The organism is Nocardioides daeguensis (genome assembly GCF_019192965.1).
GTDB classification, from domain to species: domain Bacteria; phylum Actinomycetota; class Actinomycetes; order Propionibacteriales; family Nocardioidaceae; genus Nocardioides; species Nocardioides daeguensis.
In genome coordinates this window covers 42,366-60,855 of sequence record NZ_JAHTKU010000024.1, presented here as the reverse complement: position 1 = coordinate 60,855, position 18,490 = coordinate 42,366, and the positions used below count along the sequence as shown (strand labels likewise).

At 71.7% G+C, this 18,490-nt stretch carries 17 protein-coding genes; 12 read left to right on the top strand and 5 right to left on the bottom strand.

The window, feature by feature from the left end:
* Positions 1-86: 86 nt before the first annotated feature.
* From KU893_RS19675 to KU893_RS19665, 3 genes are read right to left on the bottom strand one after another with little or no spacing between them, the layout of a single operon-like run.
* Positions 87-2,921 (bottom strand): AfsR/SARP family transcriptional regulator, encoded by a 2,835-nt coding sequence (locus tag KU893_RS19675; protein WP_218236093.1) that lies wholly within the window; start codon positions 2,919-2,921, stop codon positions 87-89.
* Positions 2,922-2,957: 36 nt separating this feature from the next.
* Complete coding sequence (locus tag KU893_RS19670; protein ID WP_218236092.1) at positions 2,958-3,134, bottom strand: hypothetical protein; 177 nt, start codon at positions 3,132-3,134, stop codon at positions 2,958-2,960.
* Entirely contained in the window at positions 3,124-3,882 is a 759-nt protein-coding gene (locus tag KU893_RS19665) for a class I SAM-dependent methyltransferase (RefSeq protein WP_218236135.1), read from the bottom strand. The genes KU893_RS19670 and KU893_RS19665 overlap by 11 nt, the downstream gene beginning before the upstream one ends.
* A 214-nt stretch (positions 3,883-4,096) precedes the next feature.
* On the opposite strand from KU893_RS19665, the gene KU893_RS19660 reads away from it, so the two are divergent.
* From KU893_RS19660 to KU893_RS19645, 4 genes are all read left to right on the top strand, one after another.
* Positions 4,097-4,825, top strand: coding sequence for a gamma-glutamyl-gamma-aminobutyrate hydrolase family protein (locus KU893_RS19660; RefSeq protein ID WP_218236091.1), 729 nt, complete (start codon positions 4,097-4,099; stop codon positions 4,823-4,825).
* 177 nt (positions 4,826-5,002) lie between these two features.
* On the top strand, positions 5,003-5,665 hold the full coding sequence (locus KU893_RS19655; protein WP_218236090.1) for a hypothetical protein: 663 nt from the start codon (positions 5,003-5,005) through the stop codon (positions 5,663-5,665).
* A 68-nt stretch (positions 5,666-5,733) separates the two neighbouring features.
* On the top strand, positions 5,734-6,243 hold the full coding sequence (locus KU893_RS19650) for a hypothetical protein (protein ID WP_218236089.1): 510 nt from the start codon (positions 5,734-5,736) through the stop codon (positions 6,241-6,243).
* A gap of 160 nt (positions 6,244-6,403) precedes the next feature.
* Positions 6,404-7,042, top strand: a complete 639-nt coding sequence (locus KU893_RS19645; protein WP_218236088.1) for a zinc metalloprotease — start codon at positions 6,404-6,406, stop codon at positions 7,040-7,042.
* On the opposite strand, the gene KU893_RS19640 is transcribed toward KU893_RS19645, so the two are convergent.
* A complete protein-coding gene (locus KU893_RS19640; RefSeq protein ID WP_218236087.1) occupies positions 7,039-7,545 on the bottom strand; it encodes a MarR family winged helix-turn-helix transcriptional regulator in 507 nt (168 codons plus the stop codon). The two genes, KU893_RS19645 and KU893_RS19640, sit on opposite strands and share 4 nt — an antisense overlap.
* 183 nt (positions 7,546-7,728) lie before the next feature.
* Between KU893_RS19640 and KU893_RS19635 the strand changes: the two genes are divergently transcribed.
* The 4 genes from KU893_RS19635 to KU893_RS19620 are packed head-to-tail and all read left to right on the top strand — an operon-like array spanning position 7,729 to position 12,612.
* Complete coding sequence (locus KU893_RS19635) at positions 7,729-9,189, top strand: APC family permease (protein ID WP_218236086.1); 1,461 nt, start codon at positions 7,729-7,731, stop codon at positions 9,187-9,189.
* A gap of 34 nt (positions 9,190-9,223) precedes the next feature.
* A complete protein-coding gene (locus KU893_RS19630) occupies positions 9,224-10,576 on the top strand; it encodes a glutamine synthetase family protein (protein ID WP_218236085.1) in 1,353 nt (450 codons plus the stop codon).
* 25 nt (positions 10,577-10,601) lie between these two features.
* Positions 10,602-11,570 (top strand): PDR/VanB family oxidoreductase, encoded by a 969-nt coding sequence (locus KU893_RS19625; RefSeq protein WP_218236084.1) that lies wholly within the window; start codon positions 10,602-10,604, stop codon positions 11,568-11,570.
* 22 nt (positions 11,571-11,592) lie between these two features.
* On the top strand, positions 11,593-12,612 hold the full coding sequence (locus KU893_RS19620; RefSeq protein WP_218236083.1) for a Rieske 2Fe-2S domain-containing protein: 1,020 nt from the start codon (positions 11,593-11,595) through the stop codon (positions 12,610-12,612).
* 243 nt (positions 12,613-12,855) lie between these two features.
* Here the strand turns inward: KU893_RS19620 and KU893_RS19615 are convergent, their stop codons facing one another.
* Complete coding sequence (locus KU893_RS19615) at positions 12,856-14,124, bottom strand: cytochrome P450 (protein ID WP_257441439.1); 1,269 nt, start codon at positions 14,122-14,124, stop codon at positions 12,856-12,858.
* 157 nt (positions 14,125-14,281) lie between these two features.
* On the opposite strand from KU893_RS19615, the gene KU893_RS19610 reads away from it, so the two are divergent.
* The 4 genes from KU893_RS19610 to KU893_RS19595 are packed head-to-tail and all read left to right on the top strand — an operon-like array spanning position 14,282 to position 18,475.
* Positions 14,282-15,103, top strand: coding sequence for an acetoacetate decarboxylase family protein (locus KU893_RS19610; RefSeq protein WP_218236082.1), 822 nt, complete (start codon positions 14,282-14,284; stop codon positions 15,101-15,103).
* On the top strand, positions 15,100-16,623 hold the full coding sequence (locus KU893_RS19605; RefSeq protein WP_218236081.1) for an aldehyde dehydrogenase: 1,524 nt from the start codon (positions 15,100-15,102) through the stop codon (positions 16,621-16,623). The genes KU893_RS19610 and KU893_RS19605 overlap by 4 nt, the downstream gene beginning before the upstream one ends.
* The gene (locus KU893_RS19600) at positions 16,616-17,575 is read left to right on the top strand and encodes a DODA-type extradiol aromatic ring-opening family dioxygenase (RefSeq protein ID WP_218236080.1); all 960 of its coding nucleotides are present in this window, start codon (positions 16,616-16,618) and stop codon (positions 17,573-17,575) included. Before KU893_RS19605 ends, KU893_RS19600 begins: the two co-directional genes overlap by 8 nt.
* 33 nt (positions 17,576-17,608) lie before the next feature.
* Positions 17,609-18,475 carry a fumarylacetoacetate hydrolase family protein gene (locus KU893_RS19595; protein ID WP_218236079.1) on the top strand — a complete coding sequence of 289 codons (867 nt, stop codon included), beginning with the start codon at positions 17,609-17,611 and terminating at the stop codon, positions 18,473-18,475.
* Positions 18,476-18,490: the final 15 nt, after the last annotated feature.

Below are 18,490 nucleotides of genomic sequence, written 5' to 3'. Positions count from 1 at the left end.
ACCGGACGCATCACTCATCCGGCGGACGGTCTCCAGCGCATCACGCTCGGCCGCCGACAGAGTGCGCCGCGACCCTCGTGCGGCGGCTAGCCCGTCGCGAGCGCCACCATGGCCTCGACATCGAGCGCCCGGCCGGCGGCGACGTCGGCGTCGTACGACGAGTCGCCGCGGGCCGCGCGGGCGGCCTTGCTGGCCTGCTCGATGAGGGACTCGTCGGGGCGGTAGTAGCCGTAGACGTTGCCGCCGGTGCCGGCGCGCAGCTGGGCGGCGGCGCCGAGGAGGACGCCGACCCGAGCCAGGTCGCCGGCGGACAGGGACTCGACGACGGCGAGCGCGTCCAGCAGGTAGGCGAGGTTGGCGTGGTCGCCGGTGTCGCGGCTGAGCAGGACGCCTTCGGCGATCTGGCGGCGGGCGCGCTCCGGCTCGCCCTGGGCCATCGAGACCTGGATCGCGGTGAACAGCGCGATGTAGACGGCGAGCGGGTCGTGGCGGCGGCGGGCGGCGGCGAGCGCCAGGTCGACCAGCTCGCCGGCGCCGGTCGGGTTGCCGCGGAGCAGCTCGACGGTGCCGAGCCACACGTGGCACAGCGTCCACAGCCACTCGCCGCCGAGGCCGGCCTCCTCGCACAGGCCGATGTTCTCCTCGATCACCCGGGCAGCGAGGTCGGTGTCGTCGCGGGCGAGGGCGACCAGCCCGATGCCGCCGTACGCATAGGGGAGGCCTTCGCGGTCGCCGGTACGACGGGCGAGGTCCGCGCTCGCCGACCAGCTCGCCTCCGCGTCGACGTCGTCGCCCTGGGCGAACGCCAGCGCGCCGACGACGGAGCCCGCCCGCACCCGCACCGGGTCGGAGACCTCGTGCGCGAGGACGGCCTGCATCAGCCGGCGTCCCTCGCGCAGCGCGCCCCGGATCCACCAGAACAGCCACAGCCGCCAGCCGAGCCAGCCGCCGAGATCGGCCTGCCCGGAGGCCAGCGACCACTCGACGGCGGCGACCAGGTTGGCGTGCTCGAGCTCGATCTCCGCGAGCGTCTCGACCGTGCCCTCGCCGCGCAACGACGGCTCGTGCCGGGCGGCGAGGGTGTCGAAGTACCGCAGGTGCGCATCGCGCGCGGCACGCTCGGCGTCGGGCGAGAGCCGGGTGGCGGCGTACTGCGCGACCGGCTCCAGCAGCCGGAACCGGGGTCCCGGCGCGACCACCACGAGCGACTGGTCGACGAGCGACTCGAGGAGGGCGAGCACCTCGTTCGGTGCCACCAGGTCCTCCAGTACGGCGGCCGCCGCGTCGATCCCGAAGCCGCCTCTGAACACGGCGAGCCGGGGGAACGCGGCCTGCTCGAGCGGGGACAGCAGCGCGAAGCTCCAGTCGATCGCCGAGCGCATGGTGCGTTGCCGCGGGGGCAGGTCCCGCGCGCCCTCGGCGGCCATCACCTCGTCGAGGCGCGCCAGGATCTCTGCCGGGGGCAGCAGCCGGACCCGGGCGGCGGCGAGCTCGATCGCCAGCGGGATGCCGGCGAGGCGGTGGCAGAGCTGCCCGACGACCGGGTCGTCCGCAGCGGGCAGTCCGGCCGCGCCGGTCGTGGCCGCGCGGGTCACGAACAGCTCGGTGGCGGCGGGCAGGTCGAGCGGGGTCAGCGGGAACAGCACCTCGCCGCGAACCCGCAGCGGGATCCGGCTGGTGACCAGGATCCGCAGCTCCGGGCAGGCGGCGGCGAGCGTCGCGACCTCGGGCCACGCGTCGAGGAGGTGCTCGGCGTTGTCGAGCAGCAGGAGCCGGTCCTGGTCGCGGAGCAGGTCGAGCAGCGCGGTGAACGGGTTGCCGCCCTCGGCGACGCCGACGGCACGGGCGATGGCGGGGATCACCGCTGACGGGTCGTGCAGCGGCGCGAGCGGTACCAGGCTGACCCCGTCGGCGAAGGACGTCTCGGCGGCCGCCGCGACGGCCAGGGCCAGCCGGGTCTTCCCGCAACCGCCGACACCGGTGACCGTCACCACCCGCGAGGTCGGGGACCGGAGCACGTCGACGAGGTGGGCCACGTCGCGCTCGCGGCCGATCAGCGGGCCGAGCAGGTCGGTCGAGGGGATCGCGCTGGGACGGTGCGGCCGCCGAGGGGACGCTGCCGGCTGGACCGGGGGCGTGACCGGACCGGGCCGCAGCGCGGGGTCCTGCTCGAGGATCTGCTGGTGCAGCCGCTGCACCGCGGGACCCGGGTCGACCCCGAGCTCCTCGACCAGCTGGGCTCGCAGGTCGGCGTACTCCTCCAGGGCGTCGGCCTGCCGGCCCGCGAGGTAGAGCGCCCGCATCAGCTGTCCGCGCACCGACTCCCGCAACGGGTGCTGCCGGGCCAGCCCGGTCAGCCGCGCGACGGCCGCGCCGGCCCGCCCGAGCGTCACGTCGAGCTCGGCGGCCAGCTCCTCGCCGGTCAGCCGCAGGCCCTCGAGGCGCAGGGCCTCGGTTCGCGCGAACGGCTGCGGTACGTCGGCCAGCGGCTCCCCGCGCCACCAGCCGAGGGCGTCGGCCAGGTGGTGCTGCGCCGCCTGGGGGTCCGCGGCGGCGAGCGCCGTACGTGCGGCGTCGATGCCGGCCGCGAGCCGGTGCGTGTCGAGGGCGCCGGCGGGCAGGTCGAGGCGGTAGCCGGGCGGTGCGGTGGCGATCTCGGCGGGCACGCCCGCGTCGCGCAGCCGGGCGCGGAGCCGGGAGATGACGGCCTGCAGGTTGGCGAGGGTGCCGCCGCGGGCGCTCTCGCCCCAGACCCGGTCGAGCAGGGTGTCGGTGGAGACCACCCGGCCCGCGTCGACGGCCAGCGCGGCCAGGGTCTCGCGGTGGCGCGGGGACCCGATGTCCACGCTCGCGCCCGTCCGGTCGAGCACCTCGAGGGGGCCGAGCAGGCGCAGCGGCACGGAATCCCCACGGTCTGGCACGCGGCCAAGGGTAAAGGGCCCGCCGAGCGGGCGCCGTCAGTTTTCCGGCAACCCGCCGACCGGTACGACGACCCGCTCCATCTCCTGCCCGCCGTCACAGGTCAGCAGCGCGACCGTGGCCAGCCCGTCGCGCTCGCCGACGACCTCCCAGTGACCGCCCGACAGGATCCAGCGGTCGAGAGCGGCCAGCCCGCCGCCGTCCTCAGCGCACACCGGACCCCGCCCACGCGGTGGCGGTGACCGCGAACGGCCCGTCGCCCAGCTCGTCCCGGAGCAGCTCGACCACCCGGTCCTGCTGGTCGCCAGGAAGGGCGGCGAAGGCGACTCCGGCGGTGCCGACACCCAGGGTGTAGGGCGCCCACCACTCCTCGAAGGTGGCGAACGGGACGGAGACGGTCAACGGCACCTCGGTGACCTCGCGCAGTCCCGCGTCGGCCAGCAGCCGGGTGAGGTCGCCGGCGTTGGATCCGGGGAGCGTGGCCTCGTCGGTGACGGTGGGATCGACGGCGAGGATCGCGCGCCAGAAGGCGGAGAGCGCGCCGGTGCCTCCGCCGTGGTCCCACACGCACGCGCTCACGCGCCCGCCGGGCCGGGTCACGCGCCGCATCTCGGAGAGGCCGCCGAGCGGGTCGGACATGAAGTGCACGACGAGCTGGGCGAGGGTGGCGTCGAAGGACTCGTCGGTGAAGGGGAGTGCCTCGGCCGTGGCCCGGCGTACGTCGGCACCGGGGTGGGCGGCGGCCGCGGCAGCCACGAAGGTGGCGACGGGATCGACGGCCGCGACCTGCGCGGCTCCGTGCCGCCGGACCAGCTCGGCGGTCAGCATGCCCGGACCACACCCGACGTCGAGCACGGTCGCGGCCGGAGGGACGCCGGCCAGGCCCACGTCGGCGAACAGCGGGGCGAGGGGGGTGGAGAACCTCCCCATGAAGCTGATGTAGGCGTCCGCCACCTCGAACATGGCCACGCCGCGATCATTCTCCGCCGCCGGGCGCTTGTCCATCGTCGCGGACGCCCAACGCAGCAGCGCCCCGCAGCGGACTCGAGGCGGGCGGTCGCGAGCGTTCCGAAACCCGGGAAGGGAGTTGCGGAGGCGCCTGCGGTCGCTCTACGTTCGGACCCGAACAAGATCGTTCGGGTCGGAACGAGTGCTGGTGGGAGGTCGAGAGGAAGCGATGAGTCGCCGTCCGCTGATCGCCATCCCGGCGCGGTTCTCCGCGTCGGCCTCGGCCCTGCGCTACCGCGCCGACGTGACCGCCCGGACCCTGGTCGACGCCGTGTACGCCGCGGGCGGGGAGCCGCTCGTGGTGCATCCCGTCGCGCCCGGGGCCGTGGTCGACGACGCGGAGGTGGCCGCCCGGCTCTGGTACGCCGACGGCGTGCTGCTGCCCGGCGGCGGCGACCTGGCTGCCCGGTGGGCGGGCCAGGTAGCGCACGAGGCGGAGTACGACGTCGACGAGGAGCAGGACGCCTTCGACCTCGCGCTCGCGCGCCACGCCCTCGGCTCGGGCCTCCCGTTGCTGGCGATCTGCCGCGGCAACCAGGTCGTCAACGTCGCCCTCGGTGGCGACCTGATCCAGGACCTGGGGGAGCGGACCCACCGCGACGTCGTCCACGAGATCGCCGTCGAGGCCGACTCCGTGCTCGCCGGCATCGTCGGGACCACGCCGAGCATCTCCTGCTACCACCACCAGGGCATCGCGCGGCCCGGCCGCGGCCTACGGGCCGTCGCCGAGTCCGCGGACGGCGTCATCGAGGCCGTGGAGCTCGCCGGCGCCCGGGGCTGGTACGTCGGCGTGCAGTGGCATCCCGAGGACACCGCGGCCACCGACCCGGCCCAGGCCGGGCTGTTCCGCGCCCTGGTCGAGGCGGCCCGGGACCGATCGGTCGCCAGGTCCTCCTAGCCCCCTGGGTCTCCGGTAGGTCGCGCCGAGATCCGGGCGCGGAATCGGTGGGCGACGCGCGTAAGGATCGCCCCGCGGCTTCGTCGTATCCGTGAGAGCGCCGCGAGCCGGCAGGTCGTCATCGAGGTGTCGGCCTGCCGAGAGTCCTGGATCGGCGCACCGGGAGCGGGGGGACGCGTGAGCAAGCGCAGCGATCGGAACACGATCTCGACCGAGACTGCCCGGCGGCGTGTGCGTCGTGCCGGCGTCGCGAGCCTGCTGGCTCTTCTCGTCGGTGTGACGACGGTCGGTACGGCGGGTTCGGCAGTCGCGGCCAGGTGGGTGCACGACGACGCCGCCGGGGATGTCGCTGCCCTCACGTTCGGCAGTGACGGCTCGACCATGTTCTCTACCGTTTCGCAGGACCAGCTGCGGGGCGACATCGAGCGGGTCGCGGTCCGGCACCGTGCGACGAAGGTGAAGGTCGGGATCCGCACGCGAGCAGCCATCAGCGGCCCGCTCTCCAGCACGGTCGTGATTCGGACGCGCGACCACGCCTTCCTCCTCAGCTGGCTGCGGACTACGGGCGTCAACGAGACCGACCTGCTGGACATCGGTCGCCACGCGGCGGGTGGGGTGGTGCACTGTCCGGGGCTGACGCGATCAGCCAGCTCGGACCGCAAGGCCGTCCGGTTCGTGATTCCCAGGTCCTGCCTGAGGAATCCGTCGTGGGTCCGCGTCGGTGTCGAACTGGCCATGGCCGACGTTGCGGCCGACCGATCCTTGGTCGATGACGGACTCGACGACGCACCGTTGCGCGACTTCGGGCGGCCGGCGTTGTCCCCGAAGGTCGGGCGATGAGCTGCGCCGCCGTGGCTCCGCGACCGAGGACCTTCCTCGACGTGCCGGCTTCCGTCGAGGTGCGTGCCGTGCTCACGGACTGGCTGATCCGTGACCTGACGGCCACCGCGTTCGCCGTGCTGGCAGGGGCTCGTGACGAGAGGCGGTTCGTCGACACCGCATCGGACCTCGTGCAGCTTCGACGGGTCACGCCGGCCATGGTTCAGAGCCCGGGTCGGCTCGCCAGCCACACGGCTTCTTGCCAGCGGGCCGCCGATGTCGTCCGCCCCCTGGAGCAGACTGCCGCGGCGAGGGGGTTCTCGCTGCAGCGATGGGAGCGCGCCGATCGGAGCATCGGGGGCGTGGCCGATCGGCTCCTCGCCGAGGAGGTCGTCGATGCCGCGAACACGGCCCGTTGGGCGATCTCGACCTGCACGGCCGGCTGGTCGGCGTTGCACGCTGTGCTTGTCGTGGAGCAGTACCTGCTGGACGAGGTAGCCGGGGCGGACCGCCGACGGGCCGCCGTCCTGGCGAGACCGTTCACGACGTCCTACGGACATCTCCTGGGCTCCCTGAAGACCCGAGGTGCGATCGGCTGAACGGGCGTGCCCCGTAATGGGCGGGCCGCGGTGAGCGTCTTCAAAGTCATGAGGTCGGCCCGGGGTCGCTGTCCTGCGGTTCGGCTGCGAACTCGACGAAAGCAAGGCCGTGTCTCGACTCCTGAGGGTTCTCTCCCTGCTCGTGGCGGCAGGGACCGTTGTGGCTGCGACGCTGACAACCGCGCCCGGCAGCGCGGCCACCTCGTCCGCCCCGACCCCGGCGGCATCGGGGGAGACGGCCGGGCGCCTGAGCGCGGCCGGCTCGACCTCCGGTGGGCCCAACGCGTTCCGCGAGTCGCAGGCCCTGGACCGTCGCTACCTGTTGAGCCGTCTGCGGTGGTCGCAGTGCCGGGCGGTGCCTGTGAAGGTGGTCGGTGGACCGACCTTCGTCCACGCGACTCGCAGGGCTGTCGCCCGGATTCGTCGCGCCACGGGGCTCCCGCTCCGGGTCGGCGGCGCGCTCGATGAAGGTCGCGGCATTCGCGTCCGTGCGCGGGCGATCCGGGACAGCTACACGCTCGGCCGCACCGACCTCGGGTCCGTCGGTGACGAGTTGTGGAGAGCCGACATCGACATCGACGTCGCCGAGACCGGACGCGACCGACTGGTGACGGTGATCGGGCACGAGCTGGCGCATGCGCTGGGTGTCAGGCACGCGCCCCGGCACGTGGGTGACTTCATGTCGCCCGTCATCCTTCGCGGTCGACTCCCGTACTCGTCGTGGGACCGGGCCGCACTGAGGTACGCCGGCCAGGGGCGCTGCCTCACCGGGTCGTTCTCGCTCAGGGCCGCTGGCTAGTCCTCGTCGCGACCCTCGACCGCGTTGACGACGTCGCGCAGGGTCTTGGTGAAGGTGGCGACTTTCCGTTCGGAGAGCTGGCCGATGATCTCCGACTCGACCGCGTTGAACTCGGGGTAGATCTGCTCCATCAGGCTGATCCCCTCGGGGGTCAGCCGGAGCCGGACCAGGCGCCGGTCGTTGTCGTCGCCCTCGCGCGCGATCAGGCCGCGCGCCTCGAGCGTCTTCACCACTCCGGTGAGGGTGGCCTTGGAGATGTCGGCCGACTCGGCGACGTGCCGGGTCTCCATGCCGTCCCAGATCCACACGACCCACAGCACCACGAAGCCGGTCCACGTCATGTCGTGCTGGCGCAGCACGCGGTTGGTCAGCTCGCTGCGCACCGCGTTGGCGGCCCGGAACAGGTTGGACAGGGCGTTCGCGGCGGCGAAGTCCAAGGGGAGGGCCCCGACATGGTCCTTCATGGCGCGCTCGGTCTCCTCGAGCGTGTGGCGGTCCGGCATGCGGGCCAGCGTAGCGATGGCCTCGGGCGGCCAGGATCGTTCGGAGGCAAACATTCGTCCGAAAACCTCCCTCGAGGGTCTGGTGCCGTGGGTCACACTGTGGCTATCGTACGGATCCGAACGATCCGGCGAAAGAGGCCGGTGACCGCCGGCCCCGGCCGCGCGAACAGCGAAGGAGTCCCGATGTCGGACACCGTCAACACCACACTCCGCAAGAATGCGCTCGGCGTCGGGGCGATCGTGTTCCTGGTCCTGGCAGCGGTCGCGCCGCTGACCGGGATGGTGGTCGTCGCCTCCCTGGCGATCGCCCTCGGCAACGGGGGAGGGACGCCGTTCGCGTTCTTCGCCGTCGCCGTCGTCCTGCTGCTCTTCGCGATCGGCTACGGCAAGATGTCGAGCGAGCTGGTCAACGCGGGCGGCTTCTACGCCTTCGTCGTCAAGGGCCTCGGCCGCCCGGCCGGCCTCGCAGCCGGCTTCATCGCGATGCTCGGCTACAACTTCTTCGTCGTCGGCACGATCGGCACCAGCGGCTTCTTCATGAAGATCGTGATCGCCGACAAGACCGGGTGGGACATGCCGTGGCTGTTCTGGGGCCTGGCCTCGATCGCGGTCTGCTACGTGATGGCCCTGCGCGGCGTCGACTTCAGCTCCAAGATCCTCGGCGTCTCGCTGGTCCTGGAGACCTCGATCCTGATCGTCTTCGACGTCGCCGTGCTGTTCCAGGACGGCTACTCGTTCTCCGCGTTCTCCGTCGACTCGATCACCTCGGGCTCCCTGTCGATCGGCCTGCTGCTCGCCGCGACCGGCTTCCTCGGCTTCGAGGCCACCGCGCTGTTCAGCGAGGAGGCCAAGCACCCGCTCACGACGGTCCCCCGGGCGACGTACGTCGCGATCACGATGATCGGCATCGTCCTCGGCGTGACCACCTGGGCGGTCGTCAGCGCCACCGGCGTCGCGCAGGCCCAGGACACCGCGATCGCGCACCTGCCGACGGGAGACCTCGTCTTCAGCCTGTCGAACGAGTACCTCGGCGACTTCCTGACCGACGTGATGACCTGGCTGCTGCTGGTCAGCCTGTTCGCGGCGATGCTCGCCTTCCACAACTCCTCGAGCCGCTACATCTTCTCCCTCGGCCGGGCCCGGATCCTGCCGCAGGTGCTCTCGAAGACCGCCCGGAGCGGGGCGCCGTACGTCGCCAGCACCGTCCAGGCCCTCTTCGCGGTCGCCGTCGCGGTGTCCTTCGCGGTCGCCGGCGCGGACCCGATCCTGACCGTGGTGCCGAGCATGCTGGGCTTCGGCACCCTGGCCATCCTGGTGCTGCAGGCGCTCGCGGCGCTGTCGATCGTGGTCCACTTCCGCCGCCAGGGCGACCCGCGGATCGGCACCACGCTCATCGCCCCGGGGCTCGGCTTCCTCGGTCTGTGCTTCGCGGTCGTGCTCGCCTTCAAGCACTTCGAGATCGTCGCGGGCTCCGACTCCAAGGCGGTCAACTCGCTGCCGTGGCTGCTCGTGGTCGCGCTGGTCGGCGGCATCGGCTACGCGCTCTACCTGCGCAGCTCGCGGCCGGTGGTCTACGACGCCCTGTCGACCGACCTCGAACGCTTCGACGAGCAGATCGCCACCGACGCCGTCACCGGCCGATGATGGACCAGACGAGAAAGACGAACGGAGACTGATCGTGGAGAACATCGACGAGTTCGCCCTGCGTGCGGCTGCCCAGCAGTTCGCCGAGGACGGGATCGACGTCGTCCGCATCGGCTACAGCGACCTGATCGGCACCGAGCGTGGCCGGGACGTGCTGGCTGCGCGGTTCGACCGGACCGTCGGCGACGGGGTCGCGTTCTGCCGCTCGGTCTACGCCACCTCGCCGATGGGCGACGTCGTCGACATCGCCGGCGGCCTGTCCGCCGGCCTGCCCGACATCGTCGTCGTGCCGGACCTCGCCACGGTGCGGCCGGTGCCGTGGGAGCCGGGTGTCGCCCACGTCATCGGCGACATCTACAACCCCGACGGCTCGCCGTCCGAGGAGAGCCCGCGCCAGGTGCTCAAGCGGGTCATCGACCGCTTCGCGGAGCTCGGTATGAACCCGGTCGTCGGTCCGGAGCTCGAGTTCTACGTGCTCGAGGAGGACGAGACCAAGCCCAACGGCTGGCGCCGGTACGGCGACGCCTCCGGCAACGTCTACGTGGCCGGCCTCAAGGGCGACCCGGAGAACACCCTGCTCGCGTCGCTGCGGGACCTGGCGGCGTACGGTCTCGACGTGGTCGCCGCCAACCACGAGTTCTCCGGCGGCCAGTTCGAGATCAACCTGTGGCACTCCGACGCGCTCGACGCCGCCGACCGGGCGTTCCGGTTCAAGTCGGCGGTCCAGGAGATCTCGCGGCGCCGCGGCAAGATGGCGACCTTCATGGCCAAGCCGTTCAACGACGAGGGCGGCTCCGGCTTCCACATCCACTTCAGCACGGCCGACGGCGAGGGCAGGCCGCTCTTCGACGACCCGAACGGTGCCGACGGGCTGTCCGACATCGGCCGTGCCGCGATCGCCGGCGTGCTCGCCCACGCCCCGGCCCTGGCCGCCCTGAACAACCCGACCATCAACTCCTACAAGCGGTTCGGGCCCGACACGCTCGCGCCGTGGCTGGTCGACTGGGGCCTCGACAACCGCAGCGCCATGGTGCGGATCCCGCCCGAGCGCGGCCGTGCCTCCCGCATGGAGCTACGCCTCGGCGACGCCTCCGCGAACCCGTACCTCGCCATCGCCAGCCTCCTCGCGGCCGCCTACCTCGGGATCCGCGACAAGCTGACGCCGCCGGCCAAGCTCGAGGGCTACGGCTACGACCCGACGAAGGCCGACCGGCTGCCGTCCGGCCTCGGCGCCGCGATCGACGCGCTCGAGGAGGACAAGGACCTGACCGACCTTCTCGGCCCGGCGTTCGTCGAGACCTTCGTCGCCTACAAGCGCAACGAGCTGGAGCGGTTCAGCCACTGGGTCACCGACTGGGAGTTCCGGGAGTACGCCTACCACCTGTGAGGTGGGGCGAGAGGGGAGTGATCTCGTGACGACGCAACCGATCGTGCGTGAGTTCGAGGCGGACCTGAAGGTGGTCGCGGCGGTCGAGGCCGCGACGGACGTGGTGGCGCTGACGCTGGCAGCCGAGGACGGCGCGGCGCTGCCGCCGTGGACGCCCGGCGCCCACATCGACCTGGTGCTCGGGGAGGACCTGGTCCGCCAGTACTCGTTGTGCGGCAGCCCCGCCGACACCGGGCAGTACCGGCTCGGCGTGCTCCGCGCGCCCGACAGCCGGGGCGGCTCCAAGACCGTGCACGCCGAGCTGCACGAGGGCGCCACCGTCCGGGTGCGCGGCCCGCGCAACCACTTCCCGATGGTCGCGTCCCCGCGCTACCTGTTCATCGCCGGTGGCATCGGCATCACGCCGATGCTGCCGATGATCGCCGAGGCCGAGGCCTCCGGAGCCGAGTGGCGGCTCGTGTACGGCGGCCGCACGCGCTCGTCGATGGCGTTCCTCGACGAGCTCGCGGCGTACGGCGACAAGGTGAGCCTGCTGCCCCAGGACGAGGCCGGCTTCCCCGACCTCGACGCGCTCCTCGGCGAGCCCGTGCCCGACACGCTGGTCTACACCTGCGGGCCGACCGGGTTGCTCGACGCCGTCGAGGAGCGCTGCAGCGCCTCCTGGCCGGTCGGCAGCCTCCACCTGGAGCGCTTCTCGGCCAAGGCGCCGGCCGCCGACGAGCAGGACTCGGCCTTCGAGCTGGTCCTCCAGCGCTCCGGCCTCACCCTCGAGGTGCCCGCGGACAAGTCGATCTTCGAGGTCTGCCGCGAAGCCGGCGTCAGCGTCGTCGGCTCCTGCCTCGAGGGCGTCTGCGGCACCTGCGAGACCGAGGTCGTCGAGGGCGACGTCGAGCACCGCGACTCCATCCTCAACGAGGAGGAGAGGGAGTCCAACGAGTTCATGATGATCTGTGTCTCCCGGTGCCGCGGCGACCGGCTCACGCTGGACCTGTGACGGGCACGGAAGGGAACCTGAGATGAGAGACCGCAGCACCGGCTACCCGCGCAACGCGTGGTACGCCCTCGCCGCCTCCGCCGAGATCGGCGCCACGCCGTTCGGCACCCGGGCCCTCGACACCCCCGTCGTCCTGTACCGGGCCGGCGACGGCACCGTGGTCGCCCTCGGCGACCGCGACGCCCACCGGCCCTACCCGCTCAGCCTCGGCCGCGTCGACGGCGACACCATCGTGTCGGGGTACTCCGGCTTCGCCTACGACCGCACCGGCGCCTGCGTGCGGGTGCCGTCGCAGGCCCCGGTCCCGTACGGCGCCCGCGTGCCGTCGTACCCGGTGCGGGAGGAGGGGGACCTCGTGTGGGTCTGGCTCGGCGAGCCGTCGCTGGCCGAGCGCCGCCCTCCGGTGCCGGTGCCGTGGTTGAGGGACCCCTCGTGGGAGACCTTCGGTGGCCAGTGGGAGACAGCGGCCGGGGTCGGGCTGCTCCACGACAACTTCGCCGACATCACCCACGTCGCCGTCGTCGACCCCGTCATCTCGCCGCCCGTGCTGGCCGGGGTGGCGCCCGCGCTCGAGGTGGAGCTCACCGAGACCACGGTCCACTTCCACCGCGACTGGCCCGCCGCGCCGCTGCCCGAGTGGCAGGCCAAGATCTCCGGCGCATCCGCCACGGCGTCGTACCCGCAGCGGGAGGAGGGCGCCTTCCTCGCACCCGGGCTGTGGGCCGACCGCTGGGACGTGTTCGTCCCCGCCGACGAGGGCGGCACCCAGACCTTCCGGTTCACCCACGCCGTCACGCCGGTCGACGACCGCCACACGCGCCACCTGTGGCGGGTCAGCCGCAACTTCGCCCCGGGCGCCGAGGCCTCCGACGCGCTCCGGCCGATCTTCGAGTCCTACTACCTCAAGGTCCGCGAGATCCTCGAGACCATGCAGCAGGTCATCGACCGTGACGGCTACGGCGAGGACGTCAACGTCGCCGCCGACCTGGCCGCGCTGCAGGTCCGCAAGATCCTGCGGCGGTTGCTGGCCGACGAGGGCTGAGGCCCCTTGTAACTAAGTGTTACGTCGCGCATTTCGGTGCAACAACGCCCGGGTAGTGGCCGGAGCGCCCGGGTAGTCGCGCCAACGTCCGGCTCGTTCGCTCGGCGCGGCTGTCCCCGACTTCGCAGGCATCTACCTCGGTGCTGTGGCGACTACCCCGGCGCTGTGGTGGGGAAATTCGTGACGTAACACTTAGTTACAAGGGCGCGGCGCCTCGTGCTGTCGTCTCCCGAAGGGGAGCGCTCAGTCGTTGGTGGTGACCTTGACCGGGAGGGTCTTGATGCCGTTGACGAAGTTGCTGCGCACCCGGCGGACCTCGCCGTTGAGCTCGATCGTCTTGAGCCGGGGGATCAGCTCCTCGAACATGAGGCGGATCTCCATGCGGGCCAGGTTGTTGCCCATGCACAGGTGGGGGCTGCCCTTGCCGAACGTCACGTGGTCGATGTTGCGACGGGTGACGTCGAAGTCGTAGGGGTTGTCGAAGACGTCCTCGTCGCGGTTGCCGGAGGCGAACCACATGACGACCTTGTCGCCCTCCTTGATCTGCTGGCCGTGGAGCTCGACGTCGCGGGTCGCCGTACGGCGGAAGTGGTAGACGGGGGAGGCCCAGCGCAGGAACTCCTCGACGGCGTCGGGGATCAGCGACGGGTCGGCCTGGAGCTTGGCGAGCTGCTCGGGGTGCTCGAGCAGGGCGAGCATGGAGTGGGTGATGGTGTGCCGGGTGGTCTCGTTGCCGGCCACGACGAGGAGCAGGAAGTACGAGTCGTACTCGGAGGCCGACATCGCCTGGCCGTCCTCGGGGATCTTGTTGACCAGCTGGCTGACCAGGTCGGTGCCGTCGCCGCCCTTCCGGTCGGCGGCGAGCTCGCGGCCGTAGTCGAAGACCTCCTGCGAGACGGGGGAGCGGAACGGCAGGTGCTTGTACTGCTCGCTCTCCGCGTCGGAGATCAGGATCTTGGCGTGCTCGGGGTCGGAGAAGCCGATGATCTCGTTGCCCCAGTCGATGAGCTGCCCGGTCTTCTCCTGGGGTACGTCGAGCAGGCGGGCCAGCACCTGGATCGGGAAGTCCGCGCTGACGTCGGTCACGAAGTCGAACTCGCCCTTAGCGAGGGCCGCGTCGAGGGTCGTGCGCGTGATGTCGCGCAGCAGGGCCTCGTAGTTCTTCATCAGGTTGGGGCGGCTGAACTCGCGGGAGATGAGCTTGCGCAGGGCGCGGTGGCGCAGGCCGTCCATCTCGAGGATGGAGCGGCGGGCCTCCTGGAGCTCGGGCTCGACCTCCTCGAGGTTGACGAAGTTCGTCGACGTGTAGGTGTCCGGGTCCTTGTCGACCTCGCAGATGTCGGCGTGCTTGGTCACGGCCCAGAAGCCGTGGCCGCCGTCGGTCTCGCGCTGCCAGAAGACGGGCGCCTCCTTGCGGAGGGTGTCGAGCATGCCCCACGCCTCGGGGCCGGTGAAGCGGTCGAGGTCGACGAGGTCGACCTCGTCCAGCGGGACGTACGGCGGCTGGTCCACGGCGGTTCTCCATCCGGTCAGGTTCGGCTTGCGTAGATCGTTCGGATCCGAACAATATCGGCCGAAAATCTGGGGCGCAAGGGTGGTCTTTCGCCCCTCGCATGGCTATCGTACGGATCCGAACGACCTGCACATCCTCGACCGGAGCTGAGGCCCGATGAACGACATGAAGGGGTTCTTCTTCCCCCGCACCGCGACCGGCCAGTCATCGCTGATCCCGTCGCCGCCGTGGTACTACTCCGGTGACCTGCTGACGGTCGAGTACCGCACGGACCCGGCCCGTGTCGCCGAGCTGTTGCCCGCCCCGCTCGAGCTCGCGCCCGAGGACCCCGGCGCCGTCGCCCTGATCTGGGCCGACTGGCAGTCCTGCTCCGGCACCCGCGAGGAGCTGCTCGACCCGGTCCGCTCGCAGTACAAGGAGGCGTTCGTCGTCGTCCGCTGCTCCTTCGAGGGCGTGACCTACTCCCGCTGCGTCTACATCTGGGTCGACAAGGACTTCGCGATCGCCCGCGGCATGCACCAGGGCTACCCGAAGAAGCTCGGCTCGATGTGGCAGACCCGGCCGCACCCCTTCTCCCACGCGGCGCCGCAGGTCGCCCCGGGCGGTGTCTTCGGCGCCACCCTCGCCGCCGGCGACCGTCGCCTCGCCCAGGCCGTGCTGACCCTGACCGAGGAGTCGCCGACCAACGGCTTCGTCAACGCCCACCCGATGGCCCACCACCGCGTCTACCCGGGCATCGAGAAGGGCAGCCCGGACGCGTACGCCGAGCTCATCGCCTCCGGGTCCAGCTCGTTCGAGGCCGGCCCCGCCTTCACCGGCGACGTCGAGCTCGAGCTGTTCGAGTCGCCGACCGAGGAGCTGCACCGCCTCGAGGTGCAGGAGATCATCGGCGGCTACTACCGCCAGGTCGGCGTCGTCTGGGACGGCGGCCGCACGCTGGCCACCCTCACCGGCCAGGCACAGGCGGGCGTGCGATGAGCGAGCTGGCCGACCCGATCGCCGTCGTCGAGGGCGTCGAGGTCGACACCCGTCACTGGATCGGCGGCCGGCGGGTCGCCTCGGCCACCACGTTCGCCGACATCTCGCCGATCGACGAGACGGTGCTCGCCGAGGTCCACGCCGGTACGGCGGTCGAGGTCGACGCCGCCGTGGCCGCGGCCCGCGAGGCCTTCCCCGCGTGGGCGGCGCTGCCGGTCAAGGAGCGCAGCGACATCCTGCGCGCCGTGGCCGACGGCATCGAGGCGCGCATCGAGGACCTCTCGCTGGTCGAGACCCGCGACAACGGCTCGCTCATCCGCAGCCACCGGCGCGGCGTGATGCCGCGCGTCGCGATGAACTTCCGGGCCTTCGCCGACTTCGCCGAGCACCAGCTCGGCCACCCCGACCTGGAGGTCCCGGGCCGCGGCCACCGCGAGCGGATCACCTACGACCCGGCCGGCGTCGTCGCGATCATCACCCCGTGGAACGCCCCGCTGATGCTCGCCACCTGGCGGATCGGACCCGCGCTCGCCGCGGGCAACACGGTCGTCGTCAAGCCGCCGGAGTGGGCGCCGCTGTCGGCGAGCCTGCTGGCCGACATCATGCACGAGGCCGGCGTGCCGGCCGGCGTGTTCAACGTCGTCCAGGGCACCGGCGCCCAGGCGGGCGCGCCGCTGACCGCGCACCCGGGCATCAACCGGCTCGCCTTCACCGGCTCGGTCCCGACCGCCGGCGTGATCGCCAAGGCGGCGGCCACGAACATCGTGCCGCTGTCCTACGAGCTCGGCGGCAAGTCGCCGCTGCTCGTCTTCGAGGACGCCGACCTGGACCTCGCCGTCGAGATCGCGGTCGAGCAGTTCGACAACGCCGGCCAGGTCTGCCTGAAGGCCGCCCGGATGTACGTGCACTCGTCGCTGGCCGAGGAGTTCACCCGCCGCGTCGTCGAGGGCGCGTCGCAGCTGCGGCAGGGCGACCCCCGTGACGAGGGCACCGACGTCTCCGCGCTGATCTCGCGACGGCACTTCGAGCAGATCTCCGGCTTCGTCGAGCGGGCCCTCGCCGACGGCGCCGAGCCGCTGCTCGGCGGCGGCCCCAACGAGGAGCTGGGCGGGCTGTACTTCCGCCCCACGATCCTCGTCGGCGCGAAGAAGGACTCCGAGATCATGACCGAGGAGGTCTTCGGCCCGGTCGTCACGATCAGCACCTTCGAGACCGAGGAGGAGGCCGTCGCCCTGGCCAACGACACGCCCTTCGGTCTCGCCGCCACGGTCGTCACCGGTGACAAGGAGCGCGCCGAGCGGGTCTCCGCCGCCCTGGACGCCGGCACGGTGTGGGTCAACTGCTTCTTCGTCCGCGACCTCAACGCGCCCTTCGGGGGCAACGGCAAGTCCGGTATCGGCCGGGAGGGCGGCATCTGGTCGTTCGACTTCTACACCGACATCAAGAACAGCGTCTTCTCGCCGACCGGCTGGACGGTCGGTGCGGGCGACGCCGGTCAGGGAGGTGAGTCCGATGGGTGAGGTCGTCGGTGCGGGACTGATCGCGCACGTCCCCACGATCGTGCTGCCGGAGACGATCCGGCGCGAGCTGAACAACGGCGAGGACACCACGCTGGTCTCCGGCCTGCAGCAGCTGCGTCGCGAGGTCTTCGACGTCCTCGACTACGACACGGTCGTGGTCCTCGACTCCCACTGGGCGACCACGGTCGAGTGGGTCGTCACGGCCCAGGACCGTCGTAGCGGACTGTTCACGTCCGAGGAGCTGCCCCGCGGCATGGAGCGACGACCCTACGACTTCCCGGGCGACCCCGAGCTCGCGCGCCTGGTCGCCAGCAAGGGACCGGAGAACTCCACCTGGATCACGGCGATCGACGACCACAGCCTGCCGATCTTCTACGCGACCACCAACGTGTGGGAGTACCTCGGCCGGGGCCTGCCCGACAAGAGGTGGATCTCGATCGGCGTATGCCAGACCGCCGACGGTGAGGACGCCCTGCGCCTGGGCCGGGCGCTCGGCGCGGCCATCGCGGAGTCCGACCGCAAGGTCCTGCTCGTCGCGTCGGGCGCGATGTCCCACACCTTCTGGGGCCTGCGCCAGCTGCGCGACCACGAGGCCGCCGGCGTCGAGCACATCTTCAGCCCGGAGGCCGCCGCCGCCGACGCCGAGCGGATCGGCTGGTTCAAGAACGGCGACCACGCCCGCGTCCTCGACACGATGGACGAGTTCTACCGGTTCAAGCCCGAGGCCCGCTTCCAGCACTACCTGATGATGATCGGCGCGCTCGGAGAAGGCGACTGCACCGCTCCCGGGCGGCAGTACGGCGAGTACGAGAACTCCATCGGCACCGGTCAGGTCCACCTCTGGTTCGACCGGCCCGAGGGTGGCTTCCCCGCCGCCCGCGCCACCCCGACCGACCCCGACTACGTGCGCCAGATGGGCGGGACCGGTGCCGACGTACCGGCCGCCGGCTGAGCCCCGCCGACCTGAGCCGAGAGGAACCACCTAATGACCGAGCTGCGCGAGTACCGCCGCATTCTGCTCGACGGCAACGCCGTCGACGTCCGCCGCGAGGGCGAGACCCTGGTCGCCGGCGACGGCCGCGCCGTGGCCGTCTCCGACGCCACCCACCTGCCACCGGTGACGCCGAGCAAGATCGTCTGCGTCCACCTCAACTACTCCTCGCGCGTCGAGGAGATGATGACCAAGCTGCCGCCGGCGCCGACGTACTTCCACAAGCCGGTCTCCGCGCTCAACGCGCACGAGTCGGCCGTCGTCCGCCCGCAGGGCTGCAAGTGGCTCAACTACGAGGGCGAGATCGCCATCGTGATCGGCAGGACGGCCCGCAACATCTCGCCCGAGGAGGCCGGCGACTACATCCGCGGCTACTCCATCGGCAACGACTACGGGCTCCACGACTTCCGCGACACCGACTCCGGTTCGATGCTGCGGGTCAAGGGTGCTGACACGCTGTGCCCGATCGGCCCCGGCGTCGTCGAGGGCTGGGACTTCCACGACAAGCGGATCCGCACGATCGTCAACGGTGAGGTGCGTCAGGACGGCAACACCAGCGAGATGAAGTGGGACATGCACTACCTGGTCGCCGACATCGCGCGCACGATCACGCTGCAGCCCGGCGACATCCTGATGTCCGGTACGCCGGCCATCTCGCGCACCGTCTACCCCGGCGACGTCGTCGAGGTCGAGGTCGAGGGTCTCGGCACCCTGCGCAACCACATCGTGGAGGGCCCGACGCCGATCCGCAGCGACGTCGGCGCGCAGCCGACCGAGAGCGAGGAGGTCCTCTCGACCGCCCAGGGAGGCGACTGGGAGTTCCGCGGCATCCGCAAGCCCGACCTCTCCAACACCCACTGAGCTCGCGCGGCTCTG